Genomic DNA, 22,045 nt, shown 5'->3' on the forward strand with positions numbered 1-22,045 from the left:
AGGTATCTGCTAAATAGATATCGAGTGCAGATGAATCTGAATTTTAGTGGTCGCCCGGCAAGATAGGGCTAGCGAGGGAGTGCCTGCCGAGCCCGCAGCCGGCTCTGATCCCGCACTATGTCGATGAACTCGCGGGCGGTCCACTCCAGCCGTGAACCGCGCCGCCACACCAGGCCTATGTCGATGGCGGGGATCGGCTCCTTGATGGCGCGGGCCTCGACCCGCTCCTGCTCTAGCGACCAGGGGCGATAGGCAAAGTCCGGCAGCAGGGCGAGCCCGAGCTGGCTGGCCACTAGGCTGCGCACCGCTTCCACCGAGGCGGTCCGCAGCACGATGCGCGGCGCTATGCCGTAACGGCGCAGGCCGCCGCCGATGATCTGGTCCAGTTGATCGGCGGTCAGTGAGATCATGGGCTCCTCGCCGAGCGCTTTGAGAGAGAGGGTCGACTCGGCGCAGAGCGGGTGGTTGGCGGCGAGCCAGACCCGCAGCGGCGAGCGGGTCAGCAGTTCGGTATCGAACGCCTCCTGGCGGATGGTGCGGTTGGTCATCAGGATCCCCACGTCCACCTCGCCGTTGACGATCTGATGCTCGAGGTAGGGCTGCTCATCCTCCTTCACCTCTATCTGCACCGCCGGGAAGGCGCGGCGAAAGCGGCCGAGCGCTTCCGACAGGTAGTAGCCGGCCACCAGGGTGGTCACGCCTATGGTGAGCCGCCCCTGATCCTGCTGGGCTACCGCCTTGAGGGAGTGGCTCGCCTCGGTCATGGCGCCGAGGATGCGACGGGCATGGAGCAGAAACTGGTGGCCCTGGGTGGTGAGGCTGACCCCGCGCGGGTTGCGATCGAACAGGGGGGCGCCGAGCTCGCTCTCCAGCTCGCGGATGGCGCTGGTGACTGCCGACTGGGAGATGTGCAGCTCGGCAGCGGCGCGGCTGACCGAGAAGCTGTCGGCCACCGCCACGAAATAGCGGATCTGGCGAAAGGTGAAGTTCATCTGGGCGTCCTGCCGCGTGCGATCAAGGTGAGTGCCAGCTTAACCTCGAATCGCGCCCAGACAAAAGGCGCCGTGCTGGCGCCTTTGTCATGGTTTTTCTGGCGGTTAGCGGGAGCTGGCCGCCTCGATCACCGGGATCCGGTTCACCGCCTTGCCCAGATAGGCGAGGGTGATGGTCACAATGATGCAGGTGAAGCTGAGCCACATGTAGGGCAGGTAGTCGAGAGTGGCCACTCCCAGTACCCCGGCCATGAAGATGCCGTTGTCGCTCCAGGGCACCATGCCGCAGGTGAGGGTGCCGCCAAACTCGGCGTTGCGGGAGAGGTTCTTGCGCGCCAGTCCCAGCCGGTCGTAGTTCTTGGCCATGATCTTGGGGGTCAGGATCAGCGATACATACATGGCCGAGCCGAACACGTTGGCCAGGAAGGCGGTGCCTATGGTGTGGGTTGTCAGGCTGCCGGCACCCTTGATGCGCTTCTCGAAGGCGCTGGCGATCACTTCCAGGATGCCGACCTTCTCCAGCAGGCCGCCAAAGCCCAGACCGAAGATGATGACGGCCACCGAGCCCAGCATGGACTCCATGCCGCCACGGCCCAGGATGTTGTCGATGAAGTCGACACCGGAGGTGATGGCGAACGGGCTGTAGGCGGAGTGCATCGCCTTCACCGGATCCATGTCCTGGAACAGGATGGCCCAGACAAGGCCCAGCAGGGCGCCGAAGCTGATCACCGGGAAGGCGGGCTTGCGGTTGGCCAACAGGCCCAGCACAAGTACCACGGGGACTATGGCCAGCGGGGTGATGTTGAACTGCTTGTCGAGCGCCTCCATCACCAGGTTGACCTGCTCCAGGCTGACGTTGCCGGAGTACTGCATGCCAACCACGGTGAACAGGGCGGCGGTGATGACGTAGGAGAACAGGCTGATGGGCAGCATCCCCTTGATGTGCTCCATCACGTCGACGTTGGACATGGTCGAGGCCAGCACCACTGAGTCGGAGAGCGGAGAGAGCTTGTCACCGAAGTAGACACCGGAGAGCACGGCACCGGCTACCAGCGGCGCTGGCACCCCCAGGCTGTGGCCTATGCCCATCATGGCGATGCCGGCGGTGGCGGCCGAGCCCCAGGAGGTACCGGTGGCCAGCGAGGTGAGGGAGCAGATGATCAGGGTCGCCAGCAGGAAGATGGACGGGTGAATCACCTTGAGGCCGAAGTAGATGATGCTGGGGACTATGCCGCCGGCAATCCAGGTGCCGACCAGGGCACCGACGGAGACCAGGATCAGGATGGCCCCCATCCCCTTGGCGACACCGTCGACGGCTGCCTGCTCCAGGGATTTGTAATCATGGCCGAGCTTGATGCCGAGCCCCATGATGACAAACCAGGCGATGAACAGTGCCAACTGGATTGGCAGGTCGAGCACGCTGGTGAAGGAGAAGGCCAGGGCCAGGAAAATGGCCAGACAGGCAAACACCTGCGACATGCCCGGCAATCGGATGTGGTTGTGTTGGTTTTGCATAGATACTTCCTAAACTCTTGCTCGCCAAGGTCGGTCCCTCTCGTCCTGTGGATACACGTATCCCGAGGGGCCCACCCAAAAAGAGGCCGCAATCTACCACAAACCAGGGGGGACAAATCCCAACTGATTTGGCAAAAATGCAATTTTGATTGAAAAACTTACAATTTAGTTGATCTCATAACCCGTTTTTGAGTGCTCTGTCTGCCCCGATGGGACATTCGACTCCGATAGGAAAGTCCGATTGCATACTCCTAAAATACAAATGATAATTGTTATCAGTTGTTGGAGGGGAGTGTGTCATGAGATGGATAGTGAGGGCCATGCTGCTGATCGGGCTGCTGGCCATCCTGATCTGGGGTCAGGAGAGGGAGTACGGGGTATGGAGTCTGGGCTTCTTGCTGGCCGCCTGGGTCATGTTCGAACCCAGGCTGAGACCAGCGCTGATCCTGCTGCCGGTGGCCGGCATGACCGGAGTGGCGGCCCTTGTCTGGCAGCAGCCCTGGTTATGACGAGGTGGCCGGTGCGCTCTGCACCTTTTCCAGCGCCTGTTTGAGGGAGGTGATGACGTTCTTCTCCATCTCGTTGCGCTTGGCATCGGTCAGGAAGTAGATCATGTCGACGTCGTGGCGAATATAGTGGGAGGGGAGCTGGTTCAGGGTCAGGCAGCAGAGATCGGCCATCTGGTTGGTGTTCAGCGTCTGGCTGAGCCCCTGCTTCTCAATCTCCTTGAGCACCAGATGCTCGTAGAAGTTGTGAATGTCGGTATCCAGTATCATATGCATTCCTTGGCATGACGATGGGCGGTGAGTCGTCAAAAGCATAGTCATAACAAGGGGTAAAAACAAAAGGCCCGTCACTTTCGTGATGGGCCTTTTGCATAATGAATGGTGCGAAGAGAGGGACTCGAACCCTCACATCCGTGGGACACTAACACCTGAAGCTAGCGCGTCTACCAATTCCGCCACCTTCGCACACTGATTTTCTCCAGCTGGTTTTTAAATGCGGTTGGAGCGCATTTTCTGCGTTTTACATGCCAGAAGCATGGTGCGAAGAGAGGGACTCGAACCCTCACACCCGGGGGGCACTAACACCTGAAGCTAGCGCGTCTACCAATTCCGCCACCTTCGCACATCGGGTTATCAGTCTGGATTTACATGCTGTCTGATAGAAGCATGGTGCGAAGAGAGGGACTCGAACCCTCACACCCGGGGGGCACTAACACCTGAAGCTAGCGCGTCTACCAATTCCGCCACCTTCGCACATCGGGTTATCAGTCTGGATTTATATGCCGTCTGATAAGAGCATGTTGCAGTATGGTGCGAAGAGAGGGACTCGAACCCTCACATCCGTGGGACACTAACACCTGAAGCTAGCGCGTCTACCAATTCCGCCACCTTCGCATCACTGCGGTGGGGGATTCTATAGAGTTTTGGGGGGGCGTCAACAGCCAGAAGGTACTTTTTTCGCTGTTGACGCCCAAAGCAGCATCAAGGGGACAAAACTTCAGCAATTAGCGTCACTGGCGAGCCAGGGCGTCCCGATACATCTGCTCGTACTGGATGACCGAATCGGGCCAGTTGAAGCGGGTGTTCATGGCATTGCGCTGAACCCGGGCAAACTGCTCGGGATCCTGCAGGTAATAGAGCAGGCTGCGGCGCATGGCATCGAGCAGTATGTTGGCGGTCGGATCGTTGAAGCAGAAGCCGGTCGCATGTGCCGGATCGGCATCCCAGTCCACCACCGTATCCTTCAGGCCGCCGACCGCCCGTACCAGTGGCAGGGTACCGTAGGCCAGGCTGTACATCTGGTTGAGGCCGCACGGCTCGAACAGGGAGGGCATCAGGAAGAAGTCGGCGCCGGCCTCCACCAGGTGGGCGAGCCGGTCGTCATAGGTATTGATGAAGGCGAGCCGGTCCGGGAATTGCTGGGCCAGGGTGTGCAGCTGGGCGGCGAGGGAGGGATCTCCCGAGCCGACGATCACCACCTGCACCTTGTGATGGAGAAACTTGTCCAGCACCGGCAGCAGCAGATGCACGCCTTTTTGTTCGGTCAGCCGGCACACCATGCCGTAGATGGGCAGGTCCACCACCGGCAGGCCCAGCTCCTGCTGCAGGCTCTGCTTGCATACGCCCTTGCCGGCCAGGTTGTCGACGTCATAGGTGGCCGGCAGAAAGTCGTCGAAGGCCGGATCCCAGTCCTGATAGTCGCAGCCGTTGAGGATGCCACGCAGATCCGCCGCCCGCTGCTGGAAGACGCTGGCCATGCCATGGGCCCCCAGGTGGGTCAGCAATTCGCTGGCATAGTTGGGGCTGACCGCGTTGATCTTGTCGGCATAGAGCACCCCGCACTTGAGCAGGTTGACGTGGCCGTAGTCATAGCTGATGCGCTGTTCGTAGTCGGCAATCTCGGGCACGGCCCAGAACTGCTGGCGCTCGAACACCCCCTGGAACGCCGCGTTGTGAATGCTGATCACGCTGCGAGTGTGCTGGAAAAAGGGGTTGTGGGCGTGTCGGGTTTTCAGCAGCAGCGGCAGCAGGCCGGTGTGCCAGTCGTTGCAGTGCACTATCTCGGGGGCAAAGGCGAGCTGCTCGCAGGCGTGCAGCGCGGCGGCGGCCAGGAAGGCGAAACGCTCGCCGTTGTCCGGATAGGCCTGGTTGTTTTCGGCATAGAGCTGGGGGCGATCGAAGTACTGCGGGCAGTCGAGCAGGTAGACACAGACCCCTTCGAGATCCATTTGATAGATGCGATAGCCGATATCCGGCAGGCCCGGGTGGGTTGGCAACCAGCGCGAGACCAGCAGTTTGGCCTCATCCCGTCGCTTTATCGTCTTGTAGAAGGGGAGCATGATCCTGACATCATGTCCCTTCTGGGCCAGGTACAGCGGCAGGGCTCTGGCCACGTCCGCCAGGCCCCCGGTCTTCACAAGCCCCTCAACTTCCGAGGCAACGAACAGGATTTTCAGTGGGTTAATAGCCAACTCTTGCTCCCTTAGGTACCACGACGATACCGCCTTCGGACACGGTAAATCGCTCTCTGTCATGGTCCAGATTTTCACCGATCACGGTGCCGGGCGCAATTTCAACGTTCTTGTCGATGATGGCGCGGCGGATGGAGCAGCCCTCGCCAATCTTCACGTCACCGAGCAGAACCGACTCGCTGATGTGGCTGCAAGGGCCTATGTTGCAGCGAAAACCCAGGATGGAGCGCTGGATCTGGCTGCCCTGGATGAAGCAGCCACCGGAGATCAAGGAGTTGGCGATCTTCACCTTGCAGTCGTCGGTGTCGACGAAGGTGGCGGGCGGCAGTGGCGGATAGTGGGTATGCAGCGGCCACTTGCGGTTGTAGAGGGAGAAGGGGGCATCGTCGGCCACCAGGTCCATGTGCGCCTGCCAGTAGGAGTCCAGTGTTCCCACGTCGCGCCAGTAGACGTTGGGCTTCTCGCCCGGGATCACGTTGGTGCTGTAGTCGTAGACATAGACGGGGGCACGCGGGAACAGGCTGGGAATGATGTCCTTGCCGAAGTCGTGGCTGGAGTTCTCCTCGGCGGCGTCGCGCTTGAGTTCGCGATAGAGCGACTCGGTCTCGAAGATGTAGTTGCCCATGGAAACCAGCGCCTGGGTGGGATCGCCGGGGATGTGCTTGGGTCGCTTGGGCTTCTCTTCGAAGCCGATCATCCGGCCCTCCTGATCCACCTCGATCACCCCGAAGGCGCTCGCCTCCTCGATGGGCATGCGCAGGGCGGCGACGGTCAGGGCGGCGGCCTTCTGCTTGTGGAAGCTCACCATCTGGCTCACGTCCATCTTGTAGATGTGGTCGGAGCCGAAGATGCAGACGTGCTCGGGGTCGGAGATCTCGATGAAGCGCAGGTTCTGGTAGATGGCGTCGGCGGTGCCGTCATACCAGCGTTTGCCCATCCGCATCTGGGCCGGAATGGGGTCGATGAAGCGATCCGTGATGCCGACGATGTTCCAGCCCTTCTTCATGTGCAGATAGAGGGACTGGGACTTGAACTGGGTGAGCACATAGATGCGCAGGAAGTCGGCGTTGACGAAGTTGTTGAGCACGAAGTCGATCAGTCGGTAGCTGCCACCAAAGGGAACCGAGGGCTTGCTGCGGGTGGTGGTGAGTGGCTGGAGGCGAGTACCTTCGCCGCCCGCCAGGATCATGGTGAGTATGCCTGCCATCGTATTTCTCTCCCTGAATTCATACTATGAAAAGGTTTTCAGCTTGCTGCAAAAAAACACCCCTAAAGGGGTGGTTTGAGGTGTGTCAATTACCTTATCAGATCCCGTATGGGGCTCTCTACCTGTTTCCGGTGACTGCTTACACTTATTTACACTTTGCTCAGATAGACCTTGAATTTGGCATCGCTGCTGATCACTTCCGTCCGTTTGAAGTGCGTCTCCAGTATAGGCTGATATCGCAGAAAGGCGTTGGCAACTATGGTGAGGGTGCCCTGCGGCGACAGATGCTCCGGCGCCTTGGCCAGGAAGGTTTCGGTGGCGGCGTAGAAGGTCTTGAGACCGGCGTGGAACGGCGGGTTGGAGACGATGCGGTCAAATTTTTCCTGGATGTCGGAATAGACGTCGGATGCCCGCACCTCGCCCTGCAGGCCGTTGATGGCCAGGGTACGGCGGCTGGATTCCAGCGCCAGCGCGTTGATGTCCACCATGGTGACCCTGAGTTCAGGATTGCGCTTGGCCAGCACAGATCCAATCACCCCGGCGCCGCAACCGAAATCGAGCAGCGATCCCTGCATGGCCGGCAGGCTGGCCAGCAGCATCTGGCTGCCCAGATCCAGCTCGGATGCACTGAACACGCCGGGCAGGGCCAGCACGGTCAGCTCAGTATCGCCAGCCTGGCACTGGTAGCGGCCAAACCAGGCGTCCAGCTCGAACGGGGTCACCGGCTTGCTGAGTTCGCCATGATAGAGGGAGCAGCGACGGGCCGAGTCACGTTTGACCGGCTTCTCGCCATAGGGAGCCAGCAGCTTGTCGGCCCCGTTGATGCCGCCGCGGTTCTCGCCGGCGAGGAACAGCTCGGCACCGGCTTCCAGCAGCGGGGTCATCATGGCCAGCAGATATTGGGCTTCGGCCTTGGCCTTGGGCATCAGCAGCAGCAGGGCATCGAAGCGGGGAGCGCCACCCAGCTGGTGATCGAACAGGATGGCGTCGCCCAGCGCGGCCTGCTGGCTGCGGTAATAGCAGTAATCCGTGGTAAACACGGTGAGGGAGTGGGTCAGGGTTGCCAGTTGGCGCGGATAGTCATCCTCCAGGGCGCCGCACACCAGCAGCCGCTTGCCGACAAAGAGGGCTTGGTTTCGTTCCAGCATCTGGCTGACGGCACTGATCGGGCTGCTCATCGGGTCTCTCCACGCAATTTTGGGCGGCCATTATACATAGCCGCTTTCGCCTTGACATTTATGCCGTGTTCCCGAAATATGCCCAGACACCATTTTTTGAGCAGAGATGACGCAATGCGGTTCAACGGGTTGAAACGAAAGCATAAAAAAAGCCTGACATTCGGGCCTGCCGACGTTCGCGCGTAACCTCTCATCCCTGAGCAGATTCAAACCCCGGTTGCGCACATCGTACCGGGGTTTTTTATTGCCACATTCATGAGTCAACGGAGAAGGAAATTCCATGTTCAAAGGTTCAATCGTCGCCCTGATCACCCCCTTTCGACAGGGCAAGCTGGATGAAGAGGCGTTGGCGCGTCTGGTGGAGTGGCATATCGAACAGGGTACCCACGGCATAGTGCCGGTGGGCACCACGGGGGAGAGTCCGACCCTGACCCACGACGAGCATTGCCGGGTGGTGGAGCTGGTGGTCAAACTGGTGGCTGGCCGCATCCCGGTGATCGCCGGGGCCGGTTCCAACAACCCGGTTGAAGCCATCGAATACACCCGTTATGCCGAGCAGATGGGGGCCGATGCCACCCTGCACGTGGCCGGTTACTACAACCGCCCCAATCAGGAGGGGCTCTATCACCACTTCAAGGCGGTGCACGACGCCACCAGCAAGCCCATCATCGTCTACAACATCCCGCCGCGCGCTATCGTCGACGTGCAGCCGGCGACCCTGGCCCGCCTGGCCGAGCTGCCGCGCATCGCCGGGGTGAAGGATGCGACCGGCGATCTGGCCCGCCCCTGGGTGGAGCGTCAGCTGATCAAGAAGCCGTTCGCCTGGCTCTCCGGCGAAGATGCCACCGCCGTGGCCTACAACATCGGCGGCGGTCAGGGTTGTATCTCGGTGACGGCCAACGTGGCCCCCAGGCTGGTGGCCGAGGTGCAGAACCTGGCGCTGGCCGGCCAGTGGCAAGCTGCGCGTGAACTGCAAGACAAACTCATTCCGCTGCATCAGGCGATGTTTGCCGAGCCGAGCCCGGCCGGTGCCAAGTATGCCGTCTCCCTGCTGGGCTTTTGCAGCGAGGAGTGCCGCCTGCCGGTGATGCCGCTCTCCGAGGCAACGCGTACCCGCATCCGCGAGGCGATGCACGCCTTGAATTTGTTATAAAAAATGGGCTCTGGATCGCGCTTTTGACTGGCCAGTCAATTAAAGTGCAGGCTTTGCCGATATACTCGCTTGGATACAACCAAGGATGGCAGGCATGCAGGAATGGGATCCAGAGCACTTCACCAGCTTTGAACACCTCTGTGAAGTGACACTGGCGGCAATCAGGGAAAAAACCGAAGCCGAACAGATCTATTTGTGGCTGCGCGCCCCCGAGTCGCAGCTCTACAGCTTCCAGCTCGATCAGGGACTGGTCAGCCTGACGGCCGATGCCGTCGCCCCCCTCAAGTTACCGATCCTCTTCATCGAACACGCCCTCGACAAGGGACAACTGATGGTGGAGCCGCTCGCCCAGCACAACGAGCTGTGGGAAACGGTCGAGCCACAGACGGTGCGCCTGCGCGCCTGTTTCCCGCTCAAGCGCCACAAAGGGCTGGAGGCCGTGGTCTACCTGGAGACCCGCCGCCGTATCGATCGCCTGCCCCGGCGCCAGCAACAGGGCATCCAGCTGCTGATGCACTATCTTGCCGCCGAGCTCGAGAGCCGGTTGCTGGCCAGCCAGGTCGATCTGGAGCGGGATCAGCGGCTGCACACCCAGGCCGACCTCATCCGCAGCCAGGCGCTGCAAGGCTCCTTCCTCAGCATGCTGCAGGCGCTGCACCAGGTGGGAGTCAAGCTGGCGCGTTGTGACAGTGAACACCAGCTGCTGCACGATGCGGTGGCGCTGGCTCGTCAGGAGCTGCAGTTCGACCGCATCGCCATCTTCCTGGTGGATGCCGAGTTCAAGACCATGCACGGCACCTGGGGCACCAATGAGGTGGGCGAGTTGATCGACGAGCACCACTTCATCAGCCCGATCCCTGATCACCCCACGGTGCAGGAGGCGCTGCGCCGCAAGGATTATGTGCTGGTGCTGGAGGATGCGCCGCTCTACTACGAAAAGCAGGAGGTGGGGCGTGGCTGGAATGCCATGGTCTCGCTGTGGGACGGGACCACCCCCATCGGCTGGATCGCCGCCGACAACCTGCTGTGGCGCCGGCCGCTCAAGGCTTATCAGAGCGAGATCTTCAAGCAGTATGCCGCCATGCTCTCCCAGTTGCTGATCCGCCAGCGTACCCAGGCGGCGCTTGAACGTTTCAACCGCGAGCTGGAGCAGCGGGTCAGCGAGCGCACCATGCAGCTGGCGGAGAGCAACCGGGCGCTGGCGGAGGCCAACAAACGGCTCTCCATGCTGTCGCTGGAAGATCCCCTCACCGGCATCGCCAATCGCCGTCAGTGGGATCTCACCATGCAGCGGGAGTGGGAGTGGGCACGCCGGCACCAGAGTCTGCTGGCTGTGCTGATGATCGATGTGGACGAGTTCAAGTCCTACAACGACCACTTCGGCCATGCCAAGGGGGATCAGTGTCTGCAGCAGGTGGCCGCCCTGCTGCAGGATGCGGAACGGCGGCGTACCAACCTGGTGGCGCGTTACGGCGGTGAGGAGTTCGTGATCCTGCTGTGCGGCCCGCAACCCGGTGAGGCGGAGCGGCTGGCGGAACAGATTCACCAGGGGCTCAGTGAATTAAAAATCCCGCATCCAGCCTCCCGAGTTGCTGATTTCATTACGGTTAGCATAGGCTTTAGCTATCTGGTTCCCTCGCTGGATGGAACATGGCAGAGCCTGACCGAACAGGCCGATCAGGCGCTCTATCATGCCAAATCGCAGGGGAGGGCGTGTACGCTAGCCTATCGGTGAGCCCATGTTGTTACGTCGTTATCCCATCTTCAACCGTCGTCTCGCTCTCGTGGCCTATGGCATTGACTATCAGCTTGCCGACCCTGCCGAATGGCCCCTGCTGGCCGCCCAGTGCCGGTTGCTGGCTCAGGGGCGCCAATATCTGCTGCCCTTCACCCACGAACAGCTCGATGAGCTGCGCCCTCTGCTGTTCGATCAGGACACCATTCCGCTGGTTGAGGCTTCGGCCGAACGGTTGCCCACCTCTTTTCCTGTATTGGAGCAGTGGCGCGACTATCGGCGCCGGCTGGCTGTGCACGGTGCCCAGCGCGAGCAGCGCTGGCTCAGCGCCTCCCGTCTGCTGGTGTTCTGGATGGGGGAGGAGGGGATCCGTCAGCCGACCGAACACAAGCGGATGGCCCTCGGCATCGAGAGCTGGGGGGATTTTCTGCCGCTCAAGGAGGCAGGGGTCGATTTCTTTGCCGGCGGTTTTCTCGCCCGCCCGGAGCTGGTGAACCAACGCGCCGCCCAGCCGGACATGAAGCTGGTGCAGGAGATACTGCAGCTCATCTGCCACGAGGAGTTCTCCTTCGCCCGGGTGGCGACCCTGCTGCAGCAGGATGCCTGGCTGCCGGGGCAGCTGTTGAGCTACGTCAACGCTCCCGGTTTCGATCATGCCAGCCCCATCGTCTCGGTTAACCGGGCGCTCTCCTATCTGGGGGAGCAGGAGATCCGTAAGTTCGTGCTCATCTACGGATTGGCCAGGGTCAGCCAGCACATTCCGGAGGCCTGCACCCGCATGGCCATTGCCCGCGGCCGCTTCTGCGAGCTGATCGCCCTGAGCGCGCTCGGCAAGTCCGCCGCCAGCTGGGCCTTCCTGGTGGGGCTGGTGCTGGACGGCTCGCTGCTCTCCGAACAGCTCAAGGCCCATCTGCCCAAGGACGTGAAGCGAGCGCTGGAGTCTCGTGAGGGACCGCTGTTTCATCTGTTTCAGCTGGTGAAGTGCTATGAACAGGGCGACTGGCCACTGCTGGCCCAGCTGGCGCCTACTTATCAGCTGGATCCCGCCAAGCTGACTCCCATCTATTTTCAGGCACAAATGTGGGGGCAAGCGTTTCTCGCCACCTAGGCCGTGGCGAGCGAGAGGGGCTCTGGCTAGAATGGGGGCCCTTTTTCAGACACGGATCCTGCACCATGACCCTCTCCGGCTTTCAAGGCCTGGTATTCGACCTCGACGGCACCCTGGTGGACTCCATGCCGCTGCACCTAGCCGCCTGGGCACACACGGCCCGGGAGTTTGGCTTTCACTTCGATCCCGACTGGTTCTATGAACTGGGTGGCATGCCGAGCCGCAAGATAGCCCTGCTGGTGGCCGAGCAGCAGCAGATCGCGCTGGATCCGCTCATCGTGACCCGTTGCAAGACCGAGCACTACGTGGCCAACCTGCACAAGGCAACCGTCTTCCCGGCCATGCAGACACTGGTCGAGCGTTACCATGGCCGCATTCCCATGGGGATCGGCACCGGCTCACCGCGGGTCAACGCCGCCGCCGTGCTGCGCAATACCGGGCTGGATCGCTACTTCTCCGTGGTGGTGACGGCCGATGATGTCGAGTTGCACAAACCCCACCCGGATACCTTCCTGCTGGTGGCCAGCAAGTTGGGGGTCGAGCCGGCGGGTTGTCTGGTGTTCGAGGACACGGGGATTGGCGTACAGGCCGGTCAGGCTGCGGGGATGCAGACCTGCATGGTCAGGGAGGGCAGACCGGTCGGCTTGCAGTATTGAAGCTGCCGCATTGAATCTGGGTAGAGAGCGCCGGCACTGGCGCTGAGGTAGAAAGTCCATTCCCATACGGGACTGTCATGACAAATGGGAATGGACTCGGTCACCCTCTGACGCAGCGATGGTCGCGGGGTGACATGGGCATGGCCTTACTGGTCGCTGTTGCCGCCCTGGTTGTCGTCGTAACGACCGGGTGCGCCGTGGGGGCGTGGCGCCATGGAGACGCGAGGCTTGCGAGCACGCTGGATGTTGACCTGCGGCCGGCCGGAGTGCATGGCGATGGTGGAGATCTTGGCCTTGTAGACCAACTGCTGGTTGCCATGGGCATCGGTCAGCAGCACGCTGTACTGGTCGAAACCGCTGATGGTCCCCTCCAGCTTGATGCCGCTCACCAGGAAGATGGCGACCTGACTGCGGTTTTTGCGCAACCAGTTGAGGGCAGAATCTTGCCCGTTCCCGAGGGAGAAGGCTTGCTCGATCGTGGAGTAGCTTGGGGATTCAGTTGTCATAAATTATTGTCCCGCGGAAAAAAAGTGGCGTTTGATTGTGCTAAATGGTCACTTGCTTGTCAAAGTCATTCTCACGCCCGGTCGGGGTGGTGCAACGAGAGGGCTGGTCGGCACGGGCCGCTGCTGTAATAATTGGCGGTTCTGGCCCCGTGGCGGGCCTCATGCTGGGGTTTCATCTTGCATCCGGTTTCACACCAACATCAACCCACCTATACCCATGACGCCACCGCGTGCGAAGAGTGCGACCTGCTGGTGCCGGCCACCACGCTGGCCGTGGGGGAGGCGAGCAGCTGTCCGCGCTGCGGCCATACCCTGAGCCGCCATCTGCCGGAGCAGGAGCGCAGGCCCATCGCCTACGGCTTTGCGGCCATCATCATGTTCGTGCTCTCCAACGCCTTTACCTTCATGTCCTTCTCCGCCAAGGGGGTGGGGCAGGAGATGACCTTCCTGCAGTGCATCACCACCCTGGTGGATCAGGGCTACCTGTTCCTCGGGGCCGTGCTGAGCCTGACCCTCATCGGCCTGCCACTGGTCTACATGGGCTCCATCATGCTGGTGCTGTGGCGGGTCGACAAGGATCTGCACAGCAATGCCCTGCGCTCTCTCGGTCGGCTGCTGTGCCGGATCAAGCCCTGGCTGATGGTGGATGTCTTCCTCATCGGGGTGCTCATCTCCCTGGTCAAACTGATGGGGATGGCCGACATCAAGATGGGCTTGTCGTTCTGGGCCTTCGTCGGCTACACCCTGCTGCTGATCAAGATGATCTCGTCGCTGGACCGGATGTGGCTGTGGCAGCGGCTGTTCGGGCCGAGCGAGCCGCATGGCGTGACGGTGGATGACGACGAGGCCAGCGCCATGAGCGCCGGTCTGGTGGGTTGCCACATCTGCGGCGCCCTGAGCGAAGCCGGTGCCGACAGCTGCAAACGCTGCGGCGAGCATCTGCACAGCCGCAAGCCGGGCGGGCTGAACCGGACCTGGGCCCTGCTCTTTACCTCCATCATCCTCTATGTGCCGGCCAACCTTTATCCCATCATGGACACCGTCTTCCTCGGGGATGACAGCCCCTCCACCATTCTGGGCGGGGTGCTGGTGCTGTGGGCCATGGGCTCCTATCCCATTGCGGCGGTGATCTTCTTCGCCAGCGTGGTGGTGCCGCTGGTGAAGATCCTGGCGCTGTTGTGGCTCTGCTACATGGTGCAGCGCGGGCAGGGCACCTCGCCGCTCGGCAAGCTCAAGCTCTATCGCATGACTGAATTTGTGGGGCGCTGGTCGATGATCGACGTCTTCGTGGTGGCCATCCTGGCGGGTCTGATCCGGCTCGACAACCTGATGACCATCTATCCGGGCCCTGCGGCCGTCGCTTTTGCAGGTGTGGTGCTGGTGACCATGGTGGCAGCCATGAGTTTCGATTCCCGCCTGATCTGGGATTTACAACAAGGAGAACGCGAACGTGAGTGAGCGTAAGAAGAGGTGGAAACCTGGCTCGGACTTTCTGAGCTCGGCCGCCGCAATCTGGATGGTGCCGCTGCTGGCGCTGTTCATCGGGATCTGGATGCTGTTCCAGCACTGGTATTCGCAAGGTCCCAGCTTCACCCTGACGGTGGCAACGGCCGAAGGCATAGTGGCGGGCAAGACCATGATCCGCTCCCGCGAGGTGGAGGTGGGTCGCATCGAGGCGGTGGAGCTCAGCGATGACTACAGCCACGCGGTGCTGAAGGCCCGCCTGACCAATGCCGCCGCCGGCATGCTCAAGAAGGACAGCCAGTTCTGGGTGGTCAAGCCGCGGGTGGGACGCGAAGGGGTGTCGGGCCTAGGTACCCTGCTCTCCGGCGCCTATATCGAGCTGGCCCCCGGCAAGAAGGGCAAGGCGCGCGATGAGTACGCCATGCTGGACAAGCCGCCACTGGCCTCGCAGGACGCCAAGGGGTTGCGACTATCGCTGAGCAGCCGGGATACCCGGGCGCTCGGGGTGGGTTCGCCCATCAACTACCAGGGCTTCACCATAGGCCAGGTGGAAGAGGCTAAGTTCCTGCCCGAGAAGAGCGAGATGCAGTACCAGATCTTCATCAACGCCCCCTATGACGTGTTGGTGAGCAGCAACTCCCGCTTCTGGATGACCCCGGGCTTCGAAGTTTCCATGAGCAGCGAGGGGATGAAGGTGAAGATGGATTCGCTGGAGAGCCTGCTGGACGGCGGCATCACCATGGGGCTGCCCCCTGGCTGGGCACCCGGTGAGCCGGTCAAGCAGATGGACGACTTCACCCTGTTCCAGGATCAGGCCAGCGTGCTGGCCGGTAGCCTGGACCAGTTCATCGACTACGTGTTCCTGTTCGAGGACAGCGTCGGTGGCCTGCACCCGGGCGCGGCGGTGGAGTATCGCGGCATCCGGGTCGGTACCGTCATCTCGGCGCCCTATCTCATCGACGAGAAAGGGGTGCAGATGTTCCAGAGCCGGCAGATCCCGGTGCTGGCGCGGATCGAGGTGCAGCGTCTCTCTCACCGCTATGCCAACGCGGAGAAGGAGCAGTGGCGCGCCCTGTTCGGCAAGCAGTTCAAGGAGGGGTTGCGGGCGACGCTCAAGACCTCCAGCCTGCTGACCGGGGGCAAGGTGGTGGATCTGAACTTCTACCCCGATGCACCCAAGTTCCAGCCCACCAAGCTGGCGGGCTATCAGGTGTTCCCGACCGTGCAGGCAGGGCTCGACCAGATCGAACGCAAGGTGAACCAGATCCTCGACAAGTTCGTCGACATGGACACCGCCCAGACCCTGAACCAGGTCAACCACACCCTGGCGACCCTGGATCAAACCCTGAAGAACGTCAGTGCGCTGAGTGCCAACCTGAACAAGTTCACCGGTCAGAGCGCGACCCAGCAGTTGCCGGCGTCCCTCAACGACAGCCTGAAACAGCTGCAGAGCACGCTGCAGGAGTATGATGCCAACTCCCAGACCAACCAGGATCTGCGGCAGTCGGTGCAGTCGCTCAACCAGCTGATGCGCGAGTTGCAGCCGTTGGTACATTCGCTCAACGAGCAGCCGAGCTCGTTGATTTTCGATCGGGCTCGTCCCCGTGATCCCGAGCCCAAGCGAGGTCAATGATGAAGAAACGGATGATGACGCTGGCCTTGCTGGGCCTGCTGGCGGGTTGCAGCGCGGCACCGACGCAGCTGCACTACTACTCCCTCGACGCCGAGGCGCAGCAACCGGCCGCCGTGGTGGCGCAGCCGCAGCATCAGCTGGTGCTCAAACCTGTCTCTCTGTCCGGCCAGCTGGATCGGATGAGCTTGGTCTATCAGCTGGAGGGCAAGGAGCTGCACTTCGCCGAGTACCATCGTTGGGCGGGGTCGCTGGATGCCCAGCTCGATCAGCTGACCCTGAACGGCCTCTCCAGCCGCTTGCCGGGCTGGGTGGTGCGGCAGGACGGAGCCCGCAAGGGGCCGGTGCTGACCATCTCGGTGGAGCGCTTCCAGGGCCGCCACGACGGTCGCGCCGTGCTGAGCGGCCGCTGGCGCTTGCTGACCGAAGAGGGCACGGTACTGCGTGACGTCCCCTTCCAGCAGGTGCGGGTGCTGCCTGCCGATGGCTACGGCACTCTGGTGAGCGAACTGGGGGCTGGCTGGCAGCAGCTGCTCGACCAGATTGCGGCCGAGGTGCGCAAGAGTGCCTGACGAGATGCCGATGCACTGACTCAAAATGGAACGGGAGGCCTTGGCCTCCCGTTTTTCATTCGTGGCCGTCAGCCACGCTTGAGGATCACTGCTGAACTTCGGAGATCCCTTCGACCTTGACCTCGACCCGGCGATCCGGGGCCAGGCAGACGATCAGCTCGCGCTTGGACTTGCTGGTGCAGCTGTCGCCGGTGACCGGATTGCCCTTGCCGCGCCCTTCCACGTTGACCTTGTCTGCTGGCAGACCCTTGCCGACCAGGTAGTCGGCGACGGTCCGGGCACGCTGCTCGGAGAGCTTCTGGTTGTAGGCATCGGAACCGATGCGGTCGGTGTAGCCGATCACGGTGGCGACACCATCCTTGGGTCTGGCCTGCTCGATCTGGCTGTAGAGGTTATCCAGCGCCTGACCACCGGCCGGCTTGAGGGTCGCCTTGTTGAAGTCGAACAGCACGTCCGAGCTCAGGGTGAACTGCTTGTCGACCATCACGGGTTCGGGGGCCGGAGCCGGCATCGGCGCCGCCACCACGGGGGCGACCTGGCCGAAGCGATAGACCACGGCGACCGCCAGCAGGCCGTTGTCGAGTTCGGCCCCGGTCTTGTCGAGCGAGTTGTCGCCGAGCGGGGTGGTGTATTGGTACTCGAGGCGGGCGGCCCAGTCACGGTTGAAGGCGTATTCCGCCCCCAGCGCCCCGACAAAGGCGGCGCCGTTGTCATTGTCGAACTGCTTGCTGTCGGTCCAGGCGTAAGCGCCACCGAGGCGGGTATAGAGATCCAGGTTGCCACTGACCGGCATGCCGATCTTCATGGTGAGCTGGGCCAGTTGGGCTTTTATCTCGTCCCGGCCGATGTCGGTGGGGATCAGCTTGTCGGTCGCAGTGTATTTGTACTTGCCGAGCCAGTCGTAACCCAGTTCGAAGCCCAGGTTCTGGTTGACCTGGTAGCCGAGGAAGGCGCCGGCGCCGACATCGTTCTTGTCCTCTTCGCTGATGGCGTAGTTGTCCTTGATATCCTGGTTGTGATCGACGCCATAGAAGTTGGACCAACCCAGCTTGGCACCGCCATACCAGGTGTTGTCCTGTCCGGCTGCCTGGGCGTTGGCCGCAAGCAAGCCTGAAACCAGCAAGGTAATCAGTGTTTTATTCATGTTGAGCCTCTGCAATTTCATATTGTTGAGGGGAGGTTGACGGGGTCGCCTCTCCTTATGGGTCGGGCTTATAGCACAGCCACAACAGAGTAAGGGTAGTCGCTTTCCCCGGGTTCTCAAGCAACTGATATAAAACATAATGTGATTTTCATCGCCGCAATTTGCCGCCGTGATTTGCGCTCTGCCGAGGGGGCGCAATAGTTAATCGAGGCGGGTCTGCAGCGAGGTGAGCATGAACATCAGGTGTATATGGCTGTGCTGGGCGTTATGGCTGGTGCCGGGCTGGGCGGTCGAGACCCTGCAGGTGGTGACTGAAGACTATGCCCCCTACAACTATCTGGAAGAGGCCGAGGTCAAGGGGCTGGGCACCGAGGTGGTGGAGGCCATGCTGGAAGAGGCCGGCTTCGAATACAGCCTGGACATCTACCCCTGGGCGCGGGCCATCTCGCTGGCGCGCAGCCGTCCCAACGTGCTCATCTACAGCATCAGCCGCTTCCCCGAGCGCGAGGCGCAGTTCCAGTGGATCGGGGTGATAGCGCGTATCGACTTCCATGTGTTCGCCCTGGCCAAGCGCGACGATATCAAGCCCTTTAGCCAGCTGTCACAGGCGCGAGCCTGGTCCATCGGCACGGTGCGCAACGACGCGCTGGAGCAGTACCTCATCAGCCGCAATTTTTCCAACCTGCAGCGCAACAACAACCATGAAGCCAATCTGCTCAAACTGTTGATGGGGCGCATCGATCTCTGGCCGGTGTCGCAGGAGACGGCCTACTACTATGCGCGCCAGGCGGGCTATGGGCCGTCCACCCTCAAGATAGTGCACGACATCGAGGATTTTACCGGGGGGGATCTCTACGTGGCGGCGAGTCTGAAAACCTCGCCCGAGGTGGTCAAGCGGTTGCAGGAGGCGCTGGCCACCATCAAGCAGAACGGCATCTACGACGGCATCGTGAAGCGCTACCGCTGAGCCGTGCTGGCCTGTGAGGGCTGCGCAACAAAAAGGGCCGACTGTCGTCGGCCCTTTGTCATCAGTGGGCGAGGAACTCGTACTGAGCCTCGATGAAGGCACCGGCCCGCTCGCTCAGGGCGGCGTGCACGACTGTGGTGGGGTGAACCTGATCCCAGAACATCTTGCCTTCGCAGTCGAGGGTGCTGGCGCTGCGGCGCACCATGGGGCTGGCCACGGCCTGGGCCAGCAGCGGGTTGCCGGCGATGGCGAGGCGTTCCTGCGGGTTGAAGGCGGAGAGGCTGCTGTCGCTGGCGACACTGGTGGCACTGCGGGAGGCAAACGGCTTCCACACATAGCCACCGCCATAGCAGGCGTTCTCGGTGTCGCTCAGGCCGAAGTTCTGCGGCTCGCGCAGCATCTCGGCGAACTGCTTGTCGATCTCGAACAGCTTGACGATGCCGGTGGGGGCCAGCTGGCGTGCCAGGTTCAGCAGCAGCTGGTTGTGGTAGGCGGAGACATGGCTGGCCGCCTCGACCACCTTCTGGCTGCGGGCCGAGGGGTTCTGGCCCAGATCCGGCAGGTTGAACAGCAGAATCTGCTTGGCGCCATTCAATACCATGCGGTTGGCCGCATCGCTGATGGCGTCGCGCACCCGCTTGGCATCCTGCTCGGTGTTCCAGCCATAGGCCAGGTAGTCGTTGGCACCGACCCAGAGGATCACCAGATCATCGGGTTTGAAGCTGTCCTTTTGCAGGAACTGGGTTACCTCGTAATCCAGGTTGTTGATGACCTGATACTTGGGATTCCAGGAGATCTTGTTGTAGGCCACCGCGGTGGCGCCCCCCTCCGCCTCGTTGGCGATGGTCAGCCCCGGGAACTGCCGGGTCAGCTGCTCCAGCCAGACCGGCCCGTTGGAGAAGCGGCCCTGATAGTAGGGAGGGCTGGAGGGGAGATAACCGCGCATCTTGCTGTACATCTTGCCGGTATCGGAGAGGCTGTCGCCAAACATCACGATCCGGGAGAAGGCGGGGCGACTGTCGGCTGCCTGAACTGTCAGCGCGAAGAGTCCCAATAAACACACAAACCATTTCTTCATCTTGTTGTTCTCATTGATTGGAAGCAGGTGGTGCCTGCAGGCTGTTCCTCGATAGGCAAAGGTGCTGGGAAGCTGTTTTGCCATCTTGCAGGGTATAAGGCCGAATTTTATTTCGCAGCAGTGCGGGCTGATTAAATCGATTACGGTCACATCCCCTTCCCCCAGATGGGGAGGCTTCACGTTTGTTTCACGCCCCGGCAGGCAGACTGCACCCGTACCCAATGACAGGAGCATGAAATGAACAAGGCAAGCGTAATCGGTCTGTTGACCCTGATGTCCATCTCTTCTTTCGCCATGGCGGCATATACCGGCCCGCAGGAGCAGAACAAGGTGTCCGTCGCGCAGTTGAAGGATCTGGCCGATGACAGCTGGGCCACCCTGGAAGGGAAGCTGGTCAAGCACCTGGGCGGCGAGAACTATCTGTTCCGCGACGCCAGTGGCGAGGTGGAGGTGGAAGTGGATCAGGATGTGTGGCGTGGCACCGAAGTGGGCCCGGACGATCTGATCCGCATCCGTGGCGAGGTGGACCACAGCTGGAACAAGACCGAAGTGGAGGTGGAGAAGCTGGAGAAGGTAGGTGCAGCCCCGCAGAGCAAGGGTGGTTTCATCGCCAAATAAGAGCTGACCCCGCACGCCAGACGTAACAAGGGCGCCTCCATGAGGCGCCCTTTTGCATATCGTATCCCGGCGTCAGCCGGTGCGGGCCAGCGTGCGCTTGAACCCCTTCTCGGCTTGGTTGACCTTGTAGAGATAGCGGCGGGCTTCCGCCTTGGGGTGCTGCTCGGTCAGGATCTGGTAGACCGCCTCGGGCGAGAGCTGGTTGATCATGCCGGGCGCCGCCTTGCGGTCGCTGGAGAAGGTATTGAGCACCCCGCCGGCACCGCCGTTGTAGGCCGAGATGACGGCGTAGCGACGCGAGCGCGGATCCTGGATATCCACCAGATAGACGGTCTGCAGCAGGTGCAGGTAGGCGGTTCCGACGTCGATGTTGTAGGCCGGGTTGAACAGGTCCTCCCGGGTCGGCTGGCCGCTCTTGCCCTTGACCCGCACGTAGACGTCCCGCCCGGCGGTGGCCGGGATCACCTGCATCAGGCCGTAGGCGTTGGCATGGCTGACCGCATAGGGGTTGAAGCTGCTCTCGGTCTTGATCACCGCGTAGATCAGGCTCTCCGCCACCCCGTACTTGCGGGAGGCTTCCCGGATCAGGCTGGCGTACTTGTAGCCCCGTCGATCCTCGTGGTTGGCCACCATGGGGATGTCGACGAAGAAGATGGTGCGAATGCCGAGGGTGCGCTTCTTCATCGCCGTGTTGAGCAGGTAGTCGGCATAGCGCTCGGCGCGCCAGTCGAAGCGGATCGGCTGGCCCTGGTTGTCCAGCACCTGGCCGTAGAGGAAGGGCTCGCCGCCGGGCAGGATCTCGGCGTCGGAGTAAAGATCCACTTCCGCCGGATCGTCCGGGGTAAGCAGGGTCTCGATGATGGCGCGGCGCAGGTGGGAGCGCGGGTCGATGCCGGAGACGGTCTCGACCATGATGTGGCCGCTGGAGAAGTCGATGTGGGCCCGGCTCTTGTACTGATCCGTGTATTTGACGTAGTCAAACTTGCCCGCAAACAGCGCCTCACGCCCCCAAATCTCGTTCACGTTGTGGGAGAGCGCGCTGATCATGTGTTCGAAACCGCGGATGTCCTTGCCGTTGACGAGATCGTCATCCTCGTTGCCATTGGGCTTGGGGGAGGATGAGCAGGCAGAGAGAAACAGCAGGGTGCACAGCAGCCAGAAAATTCGGCCCATAGAGTCCTCAAACTGGGCGGCGGGCCGCCCGTCACTTCCGTCGTTGCCGTGAGTCGGCGGGGCCGGCCTGCGCAGGCCGGCCCCGCTCACGGGTTATTTGCTGGGCGGGGTATAACCGTCGATGGCCACTTCACCCGCTTCGAACAGGTAGTTCACCATCTCTTTCTCCAGCAGCTGGCGATGCTCGAGGTTCATCATGTTCAACTTCTTCTCGTTGATCAGCATTACCTGCTTCTTCTGCCACTCAGTCCAGGCTTCCTTGCTGATATTGTCAAAAATGCGCTTGCCGAGTTCACCGGGGTAGAGCTGGAAATCGAGACCCGGGCCCTCTTTTTTCAGGCGCTGGCAAAATACGGTACGGCTCATGTTGAC

21 protein-coding genes and 4 tRNA genes are annotated in these 22,045 nt (G+C 61.6%); 10 read left to right on the top strand and 15 right to left on the bottom strand.

Going from position 1 to position 22,045, the window contains the following annotated elements:
- Positions 1-68: 68 nt before the first annotated feature.
- Both ACB033_RS11310 and nhaC read right to left on the bottom strand, forming a co-directional pair.
- Positions 69-992, bottom strand: a complete 924-nt coding sequence (locus tag ACB033_RS11310) for a LysR family transcriptional regulator (protein ID WP_005305481.1) — start codon at positions 990-992, stop codon at positions 69-71.
- A gap of 105 nt (positions 993-1,097) precedes the next feature.
- Entirely contained in the window at positions 1,098-2,507 is a 1,410-nt protein-coding gene (gene nhaC / locus ACB033_RS11315; protein ID WP_005305478.1) for a Na+/H+ antiporter NhaC, read from the bottom strand.
- Between the two features lie 299 nt (positions 2,508-2,806).
- On the opposite strand from nhaC, the gene ACB033_RS11320 reads away from it, so the two are divergent.
- Positions 2,807-3,016 (top strand): hypothetical protein, encoded by a 210-nt coding sequence (locus ACB033_RS11320; protein WP_017766456.1) that lies wholly within the window; start codon positions 2,807-2,809, stop codon positions 3,014-3,016.
- On the opposite strand, the gene ACB033_RS11325 is transcribed toward ACB033_RS11320, so the two are convergent.
- The 8 genes from ACB033_RS11325 to rsmC all read right to left on the bottom strand — a co-directional run bounded on the left by ACB033_RS11325 (position 3,011) and on the right by rsmC (position 7,869).
- The gene (locus tag ACB033_RS11325) at positions 3,011-3,283 is read right to left on the bottom strand and encodes a late competence development ComFB family protein (RefSeq protein ID WP_042049801.1); all 273 of its coding nucleotides are present in this window, start codon (positions 3,281-3,283) and stop codon (positions 3,011-3,013) included. The genes ACB033_RS11320 and ACB033_RS11325 overlap by 6 nt on opposite strands.
- A 109-nt stretch (positions 3,284-3,392) precedes the next feature.
- Positions 3,393-3,478: transfer RNA gene (locus tag ACB033_RS11330), tRNA-Leu, on the bottom strand.
- Positions 3,479-3,549: 71 nt separating this feature from the next.
- Positions 3,550-3,635: transfer RNA gene (locus tag ACB033_RS11335), tRNA-Leu, on the bottom strand.
- A gap of 45 nt (positions 3,636-3,680) precedes the next feature.
- A tRNA-Leu gene (locus ACB033_RS11340) sits at positions 3,681-3,766 on the bottom strand.
- A 55-nt stretch (positions 3,767-3,821) separates the two neighbouring features.
- Positions 3,822-3,907: transfer RNA gene (locus ACB033_RS11345), tRNA-Leu, on the bottom strand.
- A 116-nt stretch (positions 3,908-4,023) separates the two neighbouring features.
- Positions 4,024-5,484 carry a glycogen synthase GlgA gene (gene glgA, locus ACB033_RS11350; RefSeq protein WP_139725009.1) on the bottom strand — a complete coding sequence of 487 codons (1,461 nt, stop codon included), beginning with the start codon at positions 5,482-5,484 and terminating at the stop codon, positions 4,024-4,026.
- A complete protein-coding gene (glgC, locus tag ACB033_RS11355; RefSeq protein WP_005305468.1) occupies positions 5,474-6,691 on the bottom strand; it encodes a glucose-1-phosphate adenylyltransferase in 1,218 nt (405 codons plus the stop codon). Before glgC ends, glgA begins: the two co-directional genes overlap by 11 nt.
- A 149-nt stretch (positions 6,692-6,840) precedes the next feature.
- Positions 6,841-7,869 carry a 16S rRNA (guanine(1207)-N(2))-methyltransferase RsmC gene (gene rsmC, locus ACB033_RS11360; RefSeq protein WP_139725008.1) on the bottom strand — a complete coding sequence of 343 codons (1,029 nt, stop codon included), beginning with the start codon at positions 7,867-7,869 and terminating at the stop codon, positions 6,841-6,843.
- Between the two features lie 280 nt (positions 7,870-8,149).
- Between rsmC and dapA the strand changes: the two genes are divergently transcribed.
- The 4 genes from dapA to ACB033_RS11380 all read left to right on the top strand — a co-directional run bounded on the left by dapA (position 8,150) and on the right by ACB033_RS11380 (position 12,521).
- Positions 8,150-9,022 carry a 4-hydroxy-tetrahydrodipicolinate synthase gene (dapA, locus tag ACB033_RS11365; protein ID WP_005305461.1) on the top strand — a complete coding sequence of 291 codons (873 nt, stop codon included), beginning with the start codon at positions 8,150-8,152 and terminating at the stop codon, positions 9,020-9,022.
- A 94-nt stretch (positions 9,023-9,116) separates the two neighbouring features.
- Entirely contained in the window at positions 9,117-10,757 is a 1,641-nt protein-coding gene (locus ACB033_RS11370; RefSeq protein ID WP_017778392.1) for a diguanylate cyclase, read from the top strand.
- 4 nt (positions 10,758-10,761) lie between these two features.
- Entirely contained in the window at positions 10,762-11,865 is a 1,104-nt protein-coding gene (locus ACB033_RS11375; RefSeq protein ID WP_010636011.1) for an EAL and HDOD domain-containing protein, read from the top strand.
- A 65-nt stretch (positions 11,866-11,930) separates the two neighbouring features.
- Positions 11,931-12,521 (top strand): HAD family phosphatase, encoded by a 591-nt coding sequence (locus ACB033_RS11380; RefSeq protein WP_010636012.1) that lies wholly within the window; start codon positions 11,931-11,933, stop codon positions 12,519-12,521.
- Between the two features lie 146 nt (positions 12,522-12,667).
- On the opposite strand, the gene hfq is transcribed toward ACB033_RS11380, so the two are convergent.
- A complete protein-coding gene (hfq, locus tag ACB033_RS11385; protein WP_005305447.1) occupies positions 12,668-13,027 on the bottom strand; it encodes an RNA chaperone Hfq in 360 nt (119 codons plus the stop codon).
- 177 nt (positions 13,028-13,204) lie between these two features.
- Between hfq and ACB033_RS11390 the strand changes: the two genes are divergently transcribed.
- Genes ACB033_RS11390 through ACB033_RS11400 form a run of 3 tightly spaced genes read left to right on the top strand, consistent with a single transcriptional unit; the run spans position 13,205 to position 16,693 of the window.
- Complete coding sequence (locus tag ACB033_RS11390) at positions 13,205-14,485, top strand: paraquat-inducible protein A (RefSeq protein ID WP_024943148.1); 1,281 nt, start codon at positions 13,205-13,207, stop codon at positions 14,483-14,485.
- Positions 14,478-16,124 (top strand): intermembrane transport protein PqiB, encoded by a 1,647-nt coding sequence (gene pqiB / locus ACB033_RS11395; RefSeq protein ID WP_005305443.1) that lies wholly within the window; start codon positions 14,478-14,480, stop codon positions 16,122-16,124. The genes ACB033_RS11390 and pqiB overlap by 8 nt, the downstream gene beginning before the upstream one ends.
- On the top strand, positions 16,124-16,693 hold the full coding sequence (locus ACB033_RS11400; protein WP_025201103.1) for a membrane integrity-associated transporter subunit PqiC: 570 nt from the start codon (positions 16,124-16,126) through the stop codon (positions 16,691-16,693). The genes pqiB and ACB033_RS11400 overlap by 1 nt, the downstream gene beginning before the upstream one ends.
- Before the next feature lie 85 nt (positions 16,694-16,778).
- On the opposite strand, the gene ompA is transcribed toward ACB033_RS11400, so the two are convergent.
- A complete protein-coding gene (gene ompA / locus ACB033_RS11405; protein ID WP_139725007.1) occupies positions 16,779-17,837 on the bottom strand; it encodes a porin OmpA in 1,059 nt (352 codons plus the stop codon).
- A gap of 232 nt (positions 17,838-18,069) precedes the next feature.
- Between ompA and ACB033_RS11410 the strand changes: the two genes are divergently transcribed.
- Positions 18,070-18,804, top strand: a complete 735-nt coding sequence (locus tag ACB033_RS11410) for an ABC transporter substrate-binding protein (protein WP_139725006.1) — start codon at positions 18,070-18,072, stop codon at positions 18,802-18,804.
- A 61-nt stretch (positions 18,805-18,865) separates the two neighbouring features.
- Here the strand turns inward: ACB033_RS11410 and ACB033_RS11415 are convergent, their stop codons facing one another.
- Positions 18,866-19,882 carry an SGNH/GDSL hydrolase family protein gene (locus tag ACB033_RS11415; RefSeq protein WP_005305430.1) on the bottom strand — a complete coding sequence of 339 codons (1,017 nt, stop codon included), beginning with the start codon at positions 19,880-19,882 and terminating at the stop codon, positions 18,866-18,868.
- Between the two features lie 237 nt (positions 19,883-20,119).
- Here ACB033_RS11415 and ACB033_RS11420 point away from each other — a divergent pair, with 237 nt between their 5' ends.
- Complete coding sequence (locus ACB033_RS11420; RefSeq protein WP_005305426.1) at positions 20,120-20,500, top strand: YgiW/YdeI family stress tolerance OB fold protein; 381 nt, start codon at positions 20,120-20,122, stop codon at positions 20,498-20,500.
- A 72-nt stretch (positions 20,501-20,572) separates the two neighbouring features.
- Here ACB033_RS11420 and mltC read toward each other — a convergent pair whose 3' ends face one another.
- Complete coding sequence (gene mltC / locus ACB033_RS11425; protein WP_005305423.1) at positions 20,573-21,673, bottom strand: membrane-bound lytic murein transglycosylase MltC; 1,101 nt, start codon at positions 21,671-21,673, stop codon at positions 20,573-20,575.
- Between the two features lie 93 nt (positions 21,674-21,766).
- Entirely contained in the window at positions 21,767-22,039 is a 273-nt protein-coding gene (locus tag ACB033_RS11430; protein ID WP_005305420.1) for an oxidative damage protection protein, read from the bottom strand.
- Between the last annotated feature and the right edge of the window lie 6 nt (positions 22,040-22,045).

It is taken from the genome of Aeromonas sp. S15(2024) (assembly GCF_041402265.1).
Classification (GTDB): Bacteria; Pseudomonadota; Gammaproteobacteria; order Enterobacterales; family Aeromonadaceae; genus Aeromonas; species Aeromonas dhakensis.